Annotated in this window: 14 protein-coding genes and 1 pseudogene; 8 read left to right on the top strand and 7 right to left on the bottom strand. The window is 70.5% G+C overall.

The genetic code is table 11. The features are described from left to right. Nucleotides 1-50 precede the first annotated feature (50 nt). Complete coding sequence (locus tag ABZ842_RS19545; RefSeq protein WP_361537993.1) at nt 51-734, bottom strand: DUF305 domain-containing protein; 684 nt, start codon at nt 732-734, stop codon at nt 51-53. Between the two features lie 173 nt (nt 735-907). Between ABZ842_RS19545 and ABZ842_RS19550 the strand changes: the two genes are divergently transcribed. After that, nucleotides 908-2,437, top strand: a complete 1,530-nt coding sequence (locus tag ABZ842_RS19550; RefSeq protein WP_361537995.1) for a hypothetical protein — start codon at nt 908-910, stop codon at nt 2,435-2,437. 63 nt (nt 2,438-2,500) lie between these two features. On the opposite strand, the gene ABZ842_RS19555 is transcribed toward ABZ842_RS19550, so the two are convergent. From ABZ842_RS19555 to ABZ842_RS19570, 4 genes are all read right to left on the bottom strand, one after another. Continuing rightward, on the bottom strand, nt 2,501-3,205 hold the full coding sequence (locus ABZ842_RS19555) for a helix-turn-helix domain-containing protein (RefSeq protein ID WP_361537997.1): 705 nt from the start codon (nt 3,203-3,205) through the stop codon (nt 2,501-2,503). Between the two features lie 199 nt (nt 3,206-3,404). Next, nucleotides 3,405-4,217: a phosphatase PAP2 family protein gene (locus ABZ842_RS19560; RefSeq protein WP_361537999.1), complete on the bottom strand. Its 813-nt coding sequence runs from the start codon at nt 4,215-4,217 to the stop codon at nt 3,405-3,407. 81 nt (nt 4,218-4,298) lie between these two features. After that, nucleotides 4,299-5,234: a M56 family metallopeptidase gene (locus ABZ842_RS19565; protein ID WP_361538001.1), complete on the bottom strand. Its 936-nt coding sequence runs from the start codon at nt 5,232-5,234 to the stop codon at nt 4,299-4,301. A gap of 133 nt (nt 5,235-5,367) precedes the next feature. Next, nucleotides 5,368-5,931 carry a DUF5134 domain-containing protein gene (locus ABZ842_RS19570; RefSeq protein WP_361538003.1) on the bottom strand — a complete coding sequence of 188 codons (564 nt, stop codon included), beginning with the start codon at nt 5,929-5,931 and terminating at the stop codon, nt 5,368-5,370. 176 nt (nt 5,932-6,107) lie between these two features. Between ABZ842_RS19570 and ABZ842_RS19575 the strand changes: the two genes are divergently transcribed. Next, complete coding sequence (locus tag ABZ842_RS19575; RefSeq protein WP_361538005.1) at nt 6,108-6,659, top strand: GNAT family N-acetyltransferase; 552 nt, start codon at nt 6,108-6,110, stop codon at nt 6,657-6,659. Between the two features lie 35 nt (nt 6,660-6,694). On the opposite strand, the gene ABZ842_RS19580 is transcribed toward ABZ842_RS19575, so the two are convergent. Continuing rightward, nucleotides 6,695-7,378 carry a glycerophosphodiester phosphodiesterase family protein gene (locus tag ABZ842_RS19580; RefSeq protein WP_361538007.1) on the bottom strand — a complete coding sequence of 228 codons (684 nt, stop codon included), beginning with the start codon at nt 7,376-7,378 and terminating at the stop codon, nt 6,695-6,697. Nucleotides 7,379-7,674: 296 nt separating this feature from the next. On the opposite strand from ABZ842_RS19580, the gene ABZ842_RS19585 reads away from it, so the two are divergent. The 5 genes from ABZ842_RS19585 (at nt 7,675) to ABZ842_RS19605 (ending at nt 12,313) form a co-directional block, all read left to right on the top strand. Beyond that, the gene (locus tag ABZ842_RS19585; RefSeq protein ID WP_361538009.1) at nt 7,675-9,090 is read left to right on the top strand and encodes a DUF6421 family protein; all 1,416 of its coding nucleotides are present in this window, start codon (nt 7,675-7,677) and stop codon (nt 9,088-9,090) included. A 26-nt stretch (nt 9,091-9,116) separates the two neighbouring features. Then, a complete protein-coding gene (locus tag ABZ842_RS19590) occupies nt 9,117-9,869 on the top strand; it encodes an SDR family oxidoreductase (RefSeq protein WP_361538038.1) in 753 nt (250 codons plus the stop codon). After that, nucleotides 9,866-10,945 carry a low specificity L-threonine aldolase gene (locus ABZ842_RS19595; protein WP_361538010.1) on the top strand — a complete coding sequence of 360 codons (1,080 nt, stop codon included), beginning with the start codon at nt 9,866-9,868 and terminating at the stop codon, nt 10,943-10,945. The genes ABZ842_RS19590 and ABZ842_RS19595 overlap by 4 nt, the downstream gene beginning before the upstream one ends. Nucleotides 10,946-11,027: 82 nt before the next feature. After that, nucleotides 11,028-11,606, top strand: a complete 579-nt coding sequence (locus tag ABZ842_RS19600) for a transglutaminase family protein (RefSeq protein ID WP_361538012.1) — start codon at nt 11,028-11,030, stop codon at nt 11,604-11,606. 14 nt (nt 11,607-11,620) lie between these two features. Continuing rightward, complete coding sequence (locus ABZ842_RS19605) at nt 11,621-12,313, top strand: phenylalanine--tRNA ligase beta subunit-related protein (RefSeq protein WP_361538014.1); 693 nt, start codon at nt 11,621-11,623, stop codon at nt 12,311-12,313. A 19-nt stretch (nt 12,314-12,332) separates the two neighbouring features. Here ABZ842_RS19605 and ABZ842_RS19610 read toward each other — a convergent pair whose 3' ends face one another. Continuing rightward, nucleotides 12,333-13,055, bottom strand: coding sequence for a lysophospholipid acyltransferase family protein (locus ABZ842_RS19610; RefSeq protein ID WP_361538016.1), 723 nt, complete (start codon nt 13,053-13,055; stop codon nt 12,333-12,335). 396 nt (nt 13,056-13,451) lie between these two features. Between ABZ842_RS19610 and ABZ842_RS19615 the strand changes: the two are divergent. Next, nucleotides 13,452-13,536: pseudogene (locus ABZ842_RS19615) on the top strand (electron transfer flavoprotein subunit beta); the annotation flags it as partial.

Consider the following 13,536-nt stretch of genomic DNA (forward strand, 5'->3'; position numbering starts at 1 on the left):
GGCCCTGGGGAGGCTCGAAGCGTGCGTCGTCACTCCGTCGGCTCGGTCCGTCACATCTTCTGCATCCGGCCGATCTCGGCGGACTGCTGGGAGAGCACGTCGTTCGCCATCTCCTGGACCAGGGTGTTGCGACCGTCCGACAGGGCGTCGGCGGCCATGCTGACGGCCCCCTCGTGGTGGGTGATCATCAGCTTCAGGAAGAGGTCGTCGAACGCCTCGCCCTTCGCCGCCCGCAACTGGGCGAGCTGCGCTTCGGTGGCCATGCCGGGCATCGTCATCGCGCCGTGGTCATGGCCCCCGCTCTTCGGCTTCTGCGCGGAGAAACGTTTCAACCAGCCGTTCATCGCATCGATCTCCGGCTTCTGAGCGGCGGAGATCCGCTCCGCCACCCCCTTGACCTGCTGGGATGACGCGCGTTCGGACACCAGCGCCGTCATGGTGAGCGCCTGGGCGTGGTGCTTGACCATCATCTCGGCGTACGCGAAGTCCGCGGCGTTCGGCGAGTCATCCGGGACGGCCTTCGCGGCCTGTTCGGGGGAGAGCGTCTTCGCGGCCTCGCCGGGCTTGCCCGGTGCGACGACCGAGCCCTGCGCCGTGCTGGAGCCGGAGTCGGACCGGGAGGAGTCGGAGCCGGAATCGGAGTCACAGGCACTCAGGGCGAGGGCTGCGACCAGGGCCGCGACGGCGAGTGCCGCCGGTCCACGGGTGCCGGTGGTCGAGGGCTGGCGGAACACGGTGACCTCCTGGGGCACTTGGCTGACGAGCGACCGTTGTAAGCAGTTCCCCGGCATGGAGATCAAAAACTTTCATGACGGGCGTGTTGCGCTCTATTGAAATGCGCATGCTAAGCAAGATACTTCCGTGGTGTGTGAACCGTTCGACCAGAACGGATACGAGGGAGGACGCAGTGACCCTGTTGCACACCAGCCGAGCGCGGCGCAGACGCCTGGGCGTGGCGGCAGCCGCAGCCGGACTGTTCGCGACCCTGCTCACGGCCGCCCCGGCAGCCGCGATACCCGACCCCGGGGACGGTCCCGTCCAGCAGAAGGAGGTCACCTCGGGCCAGGCGGCCGAGGCCCGCACCGCCATCAAGAGCGGCGAGATACCCGGCGTGGACGAGATCGTCCGCAGCGACAACGTCGAACACCTAGCCAACATCCCCAAGGACGCCCTCAAGGGCACCAACTCCGACCTCGCGTTCCAGGGCAAGTACGCCTACGCGGGGAACTACGACGGCTTCCGGATCTTCGACATCTCCAACCCGAAGTCCCCGAAGACGGTCTCCCAGGTGTTGTGCCCCGGTTCCCAGAACGACATCTCCGTCTCCGGGAACCTGCTCTTCCTGTCCACCGACTCCTCCCGCAGCGACGACTCGTGCAACAGCACGTCGCAGTCGGCGACGGTCAAGGGCTCGTGGGAGGGCATGAAGGTCTTCGACATCAGCGACAAGCGCAACCCGAAGTACGTCGCCGCCGTCGAGACGCCCTGCGGCTCGCACACCCACACGCTGGTGCCCGAGCGCCGCAACGTCTACGTGTACGTCTCCTCGTACTCGCCGAACGCGGCCTTCCCGGACTGCCAGCCGCCGCACGACGGCATCTCCATCATCAAGGTGCCGCGCAAGGCGCCCGAGCAGGCCAAGATGATCGGCTTCCCGGTGCTCTTCCCGGGTGACGGCCCCGACGGCGGCGGCAACCCGGGCGGACCCACCAACCCGGGCGTCTCCAAGACCACGGGCTGCCACGACATCACCGTGCTCCCGTCGAAGGACCTGGCGGCCGGCGCCTGCATGGGCGACGGCATCCTGTTCTCCATCAAGGACCCGGAACGGCCGAAGGTCATCGACCAGGTCCAGGACAACGTGAACTTCGCGTTCTGGCACTCGGCGACCTTCAACCAGGACACCAACAAGATCGTCTTCACGGACGAGCTCGGTGGCGGCGGCGCGGCGACCTGCAACGCGGAGATCGGCCCCAACCGCGGTGCCAACGGCATCTACGACCTCGTCGGCAAGGGCGACAAGCGCAAGCTGATCTTCCGCAGCTACTTCAAGATCCCGCGCCACCAGGCCGACACCGAGAACTGCGTGGCGCACAACGGCTCGATCATCCCGGTCAAGGGCCGCGACATCATGGTCCAGTCGTGGTACCAGGGCGGGGTGTCCTTCTGGGACTTCACCGACTCGTCGAAGCCGAAGGAGATCGGCTACTTCGAGCGCGGCCCCATCTCCGTCACCGACTTCATCGGGGGCGGGACCTGGTCCGCGTACTACTACAACGGATACGTCTACTCGAACGACATGGTGAAGGGCCTCGACGTCCTGAAGATCAACGACAGGCGCACGGACCCGGCGAAGCGGGTGCGGCTGGACGAGCTCAACGTCCAGACGCAGCCGGACTACTTCGACCGTGACGACGACGAGGACGACGACGACTAGTGAGTCCGACGGACGGCTGGTCGCAGGGCCAGCCGGTCGGACGGCTGGCAGGTCGTCGGACGGCTAGCGCGTCCGGCGCGCCTGACGCGGCGGGGGAGCCTGGCTCCTGACCCGGCCCTGCGGGGTCGGCCGCGCGCCGCGGGCAGTCAGCGGGTGTTCCGCCGGGTGGACCGAACCACCCGGCGGAACACCGAGTTGCCAGTCCAGTCCGTACGCCTGGAACAGGTCCGCGCGCAGCAGCTCCCGGGGCATCGGGGCACCCGGCAGCACGATCGCGAAGACGGCCCCCATCAGCCGGGCGCGCAGCATCGGGTAGTCCACCTCGACCGTGTCCGAGCCGTACCGCCGCACCGCCTCGCTCAGCAGCGCGGCCAGCCGTTGTTGCTCGGGGCACTGCACGAAGCCCTCCGCCTGGAGCACCCCCGACATGTGCGCGCGCATCAGCGCGGGACGGTCCACGCCCAGACCGAGGACGGCGTCGATCGCCCGGGCGAGGACCTCCCGGCCGTCGTCCGACTGCGGCTCGCGGTTGAGCGCCTCCTCCAGCGTGCGGTGCATCAGCCGGTGGACGGCGGACTGCAACAACTGGCGCTTGCCCGGAAAGTAGTACGAGACGAGGCCGCGCGCCGAGCCCGCCCGGTCCGCGATGTCGGCGAGGGTCGTGGTGTCGTAGCCCCGCTCGTCGACCAACTCGACCGTCGCCTGCAGCAGTCGGTCCCGGGAACGCCGGCGAAGCTCTTCATTGACCGATGGGCTCCGCGGGGACATGCTGGACTCCTGCGTTGACTGGCTCTGAGCCAATATACTCAGCGCAGGCCCCCGTGCGACCGTGAGGTGCAGCTCGACGGGGGTGTCGACCGGACCGGGCGACGCGGGGGATCGCCCGGTCTGGAAGACCCGTCGCCTGTCAAGGGCGAGACGCGACGGAATCGAAGTCGGCGTGTTCCGGGCGCTCCCGAAGCACCAATCAGGTCGTGTCTTCCCGGGGCGCTGCGTCCCGGTTCGCCCGGCGTTCCACCCGCGCGTACGCGGCGATCGACAGCGCCACCCAAGCGGCCCCCATCAACCAGCCGCCCAGCACGTCCGTGGGCCAGTGGACCCCCAGGTAGAGCCGGGTCGCCCCGACGCCGATGACCGACACCGCCGCGACCGCCACGCACACGCCCCACCACGTGCCGCGCAGCCCGTGTCGCCGCAGCAGCCACAACAGCAGCCCGCACACGATGGTCGCCACCATCGCATGGCCGGAGGGGAAGGCCGCGTAGTGGGCCGAGTCGACGGGATCCGGCCACTGCGGGCGCTCGCGGCCCACCGCCGCCTTCAACGACTGCTGGACCACGGCCCCCAGCGCGACGGTCCCCGCCACCCACAGCCCCAGCAGCCACTCGCGCCGCCACCACAGCCACAGCACGGCCACGGCGATCAGGGCGCGCATCGTCCAGGGGTCCCAGACCCAGTCCGAGAGGATCCGGTTCGCGTGGACGAGGTCGGGCTCGACCACCGCCCTGCGGTGCAGGGCCCGCGCCGTCGACCGGTCGAAGGACATCAGCGGCGACCAGGAGGCGGCCACCAGCCACAGCAGGACGCCCGACAACAGCGCCAGCACCAGTCCGAGCAGGGCCGGGCCTCCTAAGGAGAGCCGTCGCCGGCCGCGGTCGGAGTCAGGGGACGGCTCGGGGCCAGGAGAGTCAGGAGGCTCGTGCGACCCAGGAGGTGCAGGAGGCCCGGGAGGTCCGGGGGGCCCAGGAGACCCGGGGGGCGAAGCGTGCGGGGGATGCATGGGGCCGATCTTCCCCGCTGACCGCGCCCCGGGCTATCCCCGTGCGGGACCGGTGTGGCGCGGGGCGATCGGCGGGGAGGGTCAGCCCAGTGCCCGCAGCGCCGGTACGAACGCCACGAGCACCGGCACCACCGGCACCAGCGCCGCCGCCGCGGTCAGCTGCAGCCGGCGGAAGGGGGCGAGTCGCGGAGTGGCCGCGAGGAGGCGGTGCACCCGCTGCGGCACGTGGTCGTGCTGCGGCGGACAGGGCCCGAACACCCCGCGCTCCTCGTTCAGTTCGACCAGCGCGAGCGCGATCGTCAGCCGTCCGAAGCGCTTGGACGCCACGTCGTCGGCGGCCAACTCCACCAGCCGGTGCATCTCGTCGCGGAACGCGGCGAACACCGGGACCTGGGGAAAGCCGTTGGCCAGGGCGCCCGAGGTGTGCAGCAGCCAGTCGTGCCGGGCCCGGGCGTGACCCTGTTCGTGCGCCAGCACCGCATCGATCTGGCGCCCCTTCAGCCGGCGCAACGCAGCGGTGGTGATGACCAGTTGGGGCGTGGCCCCGGGCAGCCACCAGGCGCCCGGACGCGCCCCCTCCAGCACCACGAGCCGTTCGCCCTCGGTCTGCTCGCCCGGCATCAGCGGCGCCCGCACCAACAACTCCTGCCGACGGCGCCGGCGCTGCGCCCGGGCGATGCGCACCTCGCGCGTCAGCATCGCCAGCGACCACAGCCCGCCGCAGGCCAGGACGACCGCGAGCCCGGCGGCCCAGGGCCCTTCCGTGCCGAGCGCGTAGGCCTCCATCACGCCCTGCGGCGCGGGTGCGAAGACGTGTCCCCGGACGAGCTGCCAGGCCGCGGCGGCGCTGAAGGTCATCGACAGCGCGAACGACAGCAGGACCGCCGCCACCACGCACTGCCACACCCACAGGGCCACGATCGGTTCTCGCTCCGACCAATGTGCGCGCGACACCAGACGGGGCGCCGCCACAGCGGCCAGCGCGCCGAGCAACAGCAGCACGAGGGGGACCAGCATGCCACCAGCCTATGAGTGCCGTACCACCTGCGGATACGCCCTCGCCCGGCAAGTGACGTACGCCACGGTTTCCCCTGCGGCAGCCCGGGTCCGCCCGGGCCGTCGGTGCATCCCCTACTTCGTACCCCCCGCCTCACATGGTGCTCAGCATCGCGAGCATCCCGAGCCCCATCGCCAGTCGGCACGCCGGCAGCAGGTCCGGAAGGGCCGTGGTCGCCGACGGGGCCGCAGCGCCGGCCGGCACCAGCCGGATGCCCGAACGCAGCACGTACACCGCGTAGTACGCCAGCAGAGCCCCCGTCACCAGCGGCAGACCCGTCAACGCGTCAGCCGCGGCCGACGCGTGAGCGCCGTGCCCCGCGGCACCGCCACCGGGCCGGGCCATCGCCACCGCCATGTACACCATCGCGAGCGACCCGACGAGGTGGTGCAGATGGTGGGCGCCGCGCCGGGCCGCCCACAAGGAGGCCAGCGCCGCGCCCCCGAAGACCGCCGCGTACCCCGTCCAGGTCCAGCGGGGCGGCGTCAGGGCGGCGGCGGGCACGGCCATGAGCGCCATCCCGATCCCCATCAGCGCTTCGTCACCCGCGGCCCGCCGGGCCTCCCCCGAGCACCCCCGAAATCTCAGCAGACAGTAAGCACCGGTGAGCCCGCCCAGCGCGACGAGCAGCCAACCGGGCAGCGCGGGTCCGTGCACGGGCGCCTCCCCCCTCGTGACGGTGTCGAACGCGACCGCGTCGTAGGGTGCGATGCCCCTGAGAGCCGGGGCGTACCCGAGCGCACAGGGGTGCACGGGGGTGTGCGGGGGAGCGCGCAGCGACTGCGCGTAGTCTGTGCGCCCGCAGCCACCGGCCGAGAGGGAGAGCCACGCCCATGAGCAGCGCACCGCCCCGGAACCTCGCGCACCTCACCTTCCGCGACGCGCGGGAGGAGGACGTGCCCGCGCTCGTCGCGCTGATCCAGTCCGCCTACCGGGGCGAGGAGAGCCGCGTCGGCTGGTCGACCGAGGCCGATCTGATCGGCGGCATCCGCATCGACGCGGACGGCGTCCGCACGATCATCCGGGCCCCCGACAGCCGACTCGTCGTGGTGGCGGACGCCGGTGAGACCATCTCCTGCTTCCAACTCGAACGCCGCGGGGAGTGGGCGTACTTCGGTCTGTTCGCCGTGCGCCCCGGGCTCCAGGGCGCCGGTGTCGGCCGACGCGTCATCGGCGAGGCAGAGGGCATGGCCCGGGCGCGGTGGGGCGCGCGCGAGGTGCGCATGACGGTGATCGCGCAGCGGGTGGAGCTGATCGCCTGGTACGAGCGGTGCGGATACCGCCGTACCGGACGGCTGTCGCCCTTCCCGTACGGCGACGAGCGCGTGGGCACCCCGCTACGCGACGACCTGGTCTTCGAGGAACTGGTCAAGCCGCTGAGCTGACGCACCGGTGCGGTCCGGCTCCGGGGCCGGACGCGTCACGCGGTGAACCGGCCGGTGCGGCGGATCTCGGGGAAGTCGGTGGTCACGCCGTCGAGTTCGAGCGCACGCGCCAGCTTCAGTTGCTCCTGGGTGTTCACCACCCAGCCGATCACCCGCAGCCCCTCCTCGTGCGCCCGCTCGGTGGTCTCCAGGGTGAGCCGGCGGATGTTCAGCGCGAGCCAGTCGGCGCCCACGGCGGTCGCGCGGTCCACGACGTCGTTTCCCCAACGGCTGGCGATCAGCACGGTCCGCACCCCCGGCACCAGGGCGGCGATCTCGGCGACGGCGTCGTCGTGGAACGAGGAGACCGTCACGCGCCGGGCCAGGTCGTGGCGGAGCATCACGTCGGCAAGGGCCTGTGCCGCGGCCACGTCCTTGATCTCGGCCTGGAGGGGCGCCTCGACCGCCTCCAGGACCTCCTCGAACACGGGCACCCGCTCGCCCCGGCCGGCGTCGAGGCCCCGCAGCTCCGCCAGGGTCTTCTCGGCCACCGGGCCGCACCCGTCGGTCGTGCGGTCCACGTCGGCGTCGTGCATGACGACGAGTGCGCCGTCCTTGCTCAGGTGGAGGTCGAGTTCGATGGCGTCCATGCCGGTGCGTTCCGCCCGGACGAAGGAGCGCAGGGTGTTCTCCGGCTCGACGCCCATGACCCCGCGATGACCGATGGTGAGGAAAGTCAAGATTCTCTCGCTTCCGTCGACGGCGGCTCCCGCGCGGCAGCCTGACGACGCCGCCCGGCAAGGCGCAGCCTAACCGTCCGTCGCCGCATGGGAACCGTGTCTGCGCCCACCTCTGGGGCAGACCGCTCCTGTGGGTGATCCGACCGGGGGAAGAGCGTGTTCCCACCCATGCCGGCCGTAAACCTTCCTGCGATCAAGGGGGTGAGGCAGGATAATTTCCGTAGGGGTCACTTGTCCGGAAGAACGCCACATGGATACGGTGTCTTGACGCAAGGTTCTCCTGTGGAGGAAGTGACATGACGGAAATTCTTGTGAAGGGCGCAGACGCGACCGCCATATCCACCGCCCAGTCGGTTGCCGAGCACCCGGCGTGGCCGAGGCTCAAGAATGCCGTTGAGGAGATCCGGCCCTGGCAGTCCAAGGACGGCTCGATCGACTTCGACGCCGAGGGCGCCCCGACCCGGGCTGACGCCGAAGCCGCCGTCGAGCGGGTCGTCGCAGCCGTCGAGGAGCTGTCGCCGCTGCTGCCGCACGGCGCCGCGTACCACCGGGCGCTCGTCGCGGACCTGCGCGCCTGGGCCGACGGCGCCTTCGGGGTGCCGGACTTCCTGGACTCGCTGCTGGCCTTCCACCCCGCGGCCAACCGCGTCGACGGCCTCCAGCACCTGGTCGTCTTCCCCATGTACACCCAGAACGGCAACCCGGACCGCAACCTGGAAGCCGTCGTGCTGCGCATGGTGTGGCCCGACTGGCTGGCCGAGCTGGAGCGCACCCGCTACGACAACCCCCTCTTCTGCGGCATCACCTTCGAGGACTTCACCGCCGGTTACGACACCAACTCCGCGGTCCTCTTCCCGGAGACCATCGCCGTGCGCGAGGCCCCCGAGCGCTTCACCTGGGGCGGCATCTTCTGCGACCGCGAGGCCGCCCGCTTCCGCGCCGTCACCACCGCGGCCGTCGACGTCCTCGGCCTGGAGCTGCCGGCGGACATCCGCGCCATGGTGGACGACCAGCAGCGCTGCCAGGAGGCGTTCGTGCTGTGGGACATGGTCCACGACCGCACCCACAGCCACGGCGACCTGCCTTTCGACCCCTTCATGATCAAGCAGCGCCAGCCCTTCTGGATGTACGGCCTGGAGGAGCTGCGCTGCGACCTGACCGCCTTCAAGGCGGCCGTGGAGCTGGAGGCCGACGGCGTTTCGCAGGGGCGTGACGTGCAGTACGCGGTCCTCTTCGACCGCATGTTCCGCTTCCCGGTCACCGGCGAGCGCGTGCGCAACTACGACGGCCTCGGCGGCCAGCTCCTCTTCGCCTACCTCCACCAGCACGACGTGGTGCGCTGGACCGACAACACCCTGAAGATCGACTGGGAGCGCGCGCCGCAGGTCACCAACCAGCTCTGCGCCGAGATCGAGAAGCTGTACCGCGACGGCATCGACCGCCCCAAGCTGGTCCACTGGTTCGCCGCGTACGAACTGGTCTCCACCTACCTCGCCCCGCACCCGGGCTCCCGCTGGGCCAAGGGCCCCGACGCCCTCGACCTGTCGCAGCCGCCCCGCAAGCTCGTGGACGACGTGCTTCCCGACGAGTTTCCGCTCAGCATGTTCTATGAGGCCCTGGGCAAGAAGCTCAAGAAGGTGATCGCCTCCACCAAGGGGATCACCGCGAACGGCCCCGCGGTGGACGGCGCTGCCTCCGGGGCTGCCGCGTGACCGTGCGTAACGAGGAGGCGACCGAGATGAAGAACTCCAACGGCCCGCTGGAAGGTGCCGTCGTCGCGGTCGCCGGCGCGGCGGGCCCGGCCGGGCGCGCCACCCTGCTGAGGCTCGCCGAGGCCGGCGCCACCGTCGTCGGCGCCGACGCCGACCCCGAGCGGCTCGCCGCGGCCGTCGACGCGGCCCGGTACGCCCACGGCGGCGCGACCGTCACCGGCGACACCGTCGACCTGCTCGACCTCGCCGCGACCCGGGAGTGGGCGGACAAGACCGAGAAGGAGTTCGGCCGCATCGACGGCCTGGTGCACCTGGTCGGTGGCTGGCGCGGCAGCGCCTCCTTCGCCGAGACCAAGATGTCCGACTGGGACTTCTTGGAACGGCTGCTGATCCGCACCGTGCAGCACACCTCCCTCGCCTTCCACGACGGGCTGCTGCGCAGCGACCGCGGGCGCTTCCTGCTGATCAGCGCGGCCGGTGCCAGCAAGCCCACCGCGGGCAACGCGGCGTACTCCGCGGCCAAGGCAGCCGCCGAGGCGTGGACGCTGGCCCTCGGTGACGCCTTCCGCAAGGAGGGGGGTGACGGCGGCCCGCGCACCGCTGCTGGGATCCTGGTGGTGAAGGCTCTGGTGCACGACGCGATGCGTGCCGAGCGACCCAACGCCAAGTTCGCGGGCTTCACGGACGTCACGGAGCTGGCCGATGCCATCGCCGGCGTCTGGGACCGGCCCGCCACGGAAGTAAATGGACAGCGCCTGTGGCTGACGCCCCAACCGTGAGGACGGCTCCCGCCCCGACGGCCGCCCGCCGCCATCACGACCCCGACGTCCGCGGATTCGCCAGCGACAACTACGCGGGCGTCCACCCCGAAGTGCTCGCGGCACTCGCCCTCGCCAACGGCGGCCACCAGGTCGCCTACGGCGAGGACCAGTACACCGAACACCTCCAGCGGATCATGCACAGCCACTTCGGCCCCACCGCGCAGGCGTTCCCCGTCTTCAACGGAACGGGCGCAAACGTCACCGCGCTCCAGGCGCTCACCGACCGTTGGGGCGCGGTGATCTGCGCCCAGACGGCCCACATCAACGTGGACGAGGGCGGCGCCCCCGAGCGCATGGGCGGGCTGAAGCTGCTGACCGTGCCGACGCCCGACGGCAAGCTCACCCCCGAGCTGATCGACCGGGAGGCGTACGGCTGGGACGACGAGCACCGTGCGATGCCGCAGGTCGTGTCGATCACCCAGAACACCGAGCTGGGCACCGTCTACACCCCGGCCGAGATCCGCGCGATCGTCGACCACGCCCACGAGCGCGGGATGAAGGTGCACCTCGACGGCGCCCGGATATCCAACGCCGCGGCCTCCTTGGACGTCCCCATGCGGACGTTCACCAACGCCGTCGGCGTCGACGTGATCACCTTCGGCGGCACGAAGAACGGCATGATGTTCGGCGAAGCCGTCGTCGTGCTGAACCCGGACGCGGTCAGCCACATGAAGCACCTGCGCAAGCTGTCCATGCAGCTCGCGTCCAAGATGCGGTTCGTCTCCGTGCAGCTCGAAGCGCTGCTCGCACGCGACCTGTGGCTGCGCAACGCACGGCACGCCAACGCGATGGCGCAGCGGCTCGCCGAGGGGGTGCGCCAGGTCGACGGAGTGGAGATCCTGCACCCCGTCCAGGCCAACGCGGTCTTCGCCCGGCTGCCGCACGACGTCAGCGTGCGACTGCAACAGCGCTTCCGCTTCTACTTCTGGGACGAAGCGGCGGGCGACGTGCGGTGGATGTGCTCCTTCGACACCACTGAGGAAGACGTCGACGCCTTCGTCCAGGCGCTCAAGGAGGAGACGGCCCGCGGCTGAACCCGGTACACCGTCTGCATGGATATGCGGCCGACCGTAAATCGATTGATTGCGGTCGGCCGTCTGCTTAAGGTGGTCCGCCATGGAGCTGATCCAGCAGAACGCCGACCTGTCGGCCTACCTCGCTGCCGACGAGGCCGTGGACCACGAACACCCGCTCGTGCGCGAGACCGCCGCCCGCCTGCGCGGCACCGCCTTGGACGCGCACGGCTACGCCCGGTCGGCCTTCGAGTTCGTCCGGGACGCGATTTCGCACTCCGCCGACGCCGGAGACGGCCGCGTCACCTGGCGCGCCTCGGACGTGCTGCGGCTGCGAACCGGCATCTGCTACGCCAAGGCCCACGCCCTGGTCGCGCTGCTGCGCGCCGAATCCATTCCCGCCGCACTCTGCTACCAGAACCTCGGCGAGGTCCACGGCCTGGTCGCCCTCCGGCTGCCCGGGCGTACGACCTGGTCACGTCTGGATCCGAGGGGCAACAAACCGGGCGTCCACGCCCAGTTCTCGCTGGACGTCGAGCGGTTGGCCTTCCCGGTCCGCCCGGAGTGTAATGAAGTGGACTATCCAGAGCTGTATGCTGCACCCCATCCGGTCGTTCTCGCCGCACTCAAAGCCGCGCCCGACCGGGAGCACCTGTTCGCACACCTTCCCACCGCACTGTGATGAGGCACTTCGGCATGGCGATCACGCTCACCGTCTCCGACGACGTCAGGGACCTCGCGCCCGGCTACACACAGCTGGTGATCGAGGCGTACGGCCTGGTCAACGGCGCCAGCACCGAGGACAGTTCAGCCCTCCTCGACGACGCCGCCCGCAGGCTCGCACAGCGCCTCGACGCCCGCGCCCCGCACGAGGACCCCCACATGGTTGCCTGGCGCACGGCCTTCAGCGCCTTCGGGGCCAAACCGTCCCGTACGCGCAACTCCGCCGAGGCCCTGGCCAAGCGCGCCCTGGCCGACGGTGGTCTGCCGAGGATCAACCTCCTCGTCGACCTCTACAACGCCATCAGCGTCGCCCATCTCCTCCCCGTCGGCGGTGAGGACCTCGATCGGATCCAGGGCGGCATGCGGCTGATCCGCGCCGTCGGCGACGAGCCCTTCGGCACCGTGGCGGCGGGCGAGGAGGGCGTGGAACACCCGGAGCCGGGCGAGGTGGTGTGGCGGGACGACGAAGGCGTCACCTGCCGCCGCTGGTGCTGGCGCCAGGGCGTGCGCACCCGCCTCACCGAGGAGACGACGAACGCGGTCTTCCTGCTGGAGGCGCTGGCGCCCGTGACCGGCACCGAGTTGGAGGCCGCCGCAGTCGAACTGGTCGAGTCGCTGGAGAAGTTCAGCCCGGGCGCGCGGGTCGTCGTCCACGCGCCGGCCTGACCGTCGATGCCCCGAGGGGTCAGTGGACCCCGCGCAGCTGCTCCGGGGTCGGGGCCGTTCCCCCGAGGTGTGCCGGCATCCACCAGGTGTCCGACGCGTCCCGGGGGCGTACGGGATAGGCCCGCTGCGCCGCCTCCAGCAGCTCCTGCACGCGCTCGCGCAGCCGGCGGGTGATGGCGCCCGCGTACTGGTCGGAGGGCGCTTCGACCGGCTCGCCCACCCGGATCGTCACCGGGATGTGGCTGCGCTTGAGGTTCCGCGGACGCCCCTTGGTCCACAGCCGCTGAGTGCCCCACAGGGCCATCGGGATCAGCGGCACCCCGGCCTCCTGCGCCAGCCGTGCGGCACCGGACTTGAACGACTTCAGCGTGAACGACTGCGAGATGGTCGCTTCGGGGAAGACGCCGACGATCTCGCCCGCACGCAGCGAGTCGAGGGCATGGCGGTAGGCCGCGTCGCCCTGGGCCCGGTCGACGGGGATGTGCTTCATCCCGCGCATCAGCGGACCGCCGATCCGGTGCCGGAAGACCGATTCCTTCGCCATGAAGCGCACCAGTCGCTTCTGGGGGAGGGCGCCGAGGCCGGTGAAGATGAAGTCCAGATAGCTGATGTGGTTGCTGACCAGCACGGCGCCGCCCGAACGCGGGATGTTCTGCGACCCCTGAATGTCGATCTTGAGGTCCAGCGCCTTGAACATCGTGCGCGCCGCGCCGATGACCGGCGGGTAGACGAGCTCTGCCATGCGGGGAGGATCCTTCTGTCGTGCCCGGGGAGGGTTCTCCCGGCGGAAGTTACGCAGCCGTAGGTATTCGGTGCTGGGCAGATCGTGCCCCATGTGGCCGCCGCTGGCCAGTCCTGGGCCCCGGACCGGGCGAGATTCTCGTCACGTCGCTCTTTTCCGTCCATCGGCTCATATGCGGGGGTGCCGCTCTGACGTCGGCAAGGTCACAGATCCAAGCGCTTGCTCAGGAGCCGGTTCAGTGGCGTACTGGTAAGTAATATTTTGACCGGAGCGCCGGTCGATTCGACCGGAAACCCCGACTGTGGGCACTTATGCTGCCTCACAGCGCTGCCCCCGGCTTCCGTGCCCGGGGTCACCACGGATATGGCCACTGCAAGAAGGCAAAGAGGAGTCGGCGTGAGCCTGAAGATCGTTGTCTGTGTGAAGTATGTGCCCGACGCGAGTGGTGACCGGGGTTTTGGTGGGGATTTGACGGTGGATC

It is taken from the genome of Streptomyces sp. NPDC047315 (genome assembly GCF_040643215.1).
Taxonomy (GTDB): Bacteria; Actinomycetota; Actinomycetes; order Streptomycetales; family Streptomycetaceae; genus Streptomyces.

Coding starts and splice junctions, on each gene's coding strand:
- ABZ842_RS19600 (WP_361538012.1), top strand. CDS start 11,028: ATGGAGCTGATCCAGCAGAACGCCGACCTGTCGGCCTACCTCGCTGCC.
- ABZ842_RS19605 (WP_361538014.1), top strand. CDS start 11,621: ATGGCGATCACGCTCACCGTCTCCGACGACGTCAGGGACCTCGCGCCC.
- ABZ842_RS19610 (WP_361538016.1), bottom strand. CDS start 13,055: ATGGCAGAGCTCGTCTACCCGCCGGTCATCGGCGCGGCGCGCACGATG.
- ABZ842_RS19585 (WP_361538009.1), top strand. CDS start 7,675: ATGACGGAAATTCTTGTGAAGGGCGCAGACGCGACCGCCATATCCACC.
- ABZ842_RS19560 (WP_361537999.1), bottom strand. CDS start 4,217: ATGCATCCCCCGCACGCTTCGCCCCCCGGGTCTCCTGGGCCCCCCGGA.
- ABZ842_RS19590 (WP_361538038.1), top strand. CDS start 9,117: ATGAAGAACTCCAACGGCCCGCTGGAAGGTGCCGTCGTCGCGGTCGCC.
- ABZ842_RS19575 (WP_361538005.1), top strand. CDS start 6,108: ATGAGCAGCGCACCGCCCCGGAACCTCGCGCACCTCACCTTCCGCGAC.
- ABZ842_RS19555 (WP_361537997.1), bottom strand. CDS start 3,205: ATGTCCCCGCGGAGCCCATCGGTCAATGAAGAGCTTCGCCGGCGTTCC.
- ABZ842_RS19565 (WP_361538001.1), bottom strand. CDS start 5,234: ATGCTGGTCCCCCTCGTGCTGCTGTTGCTCGGCGCGCTGGCCGCTGTG.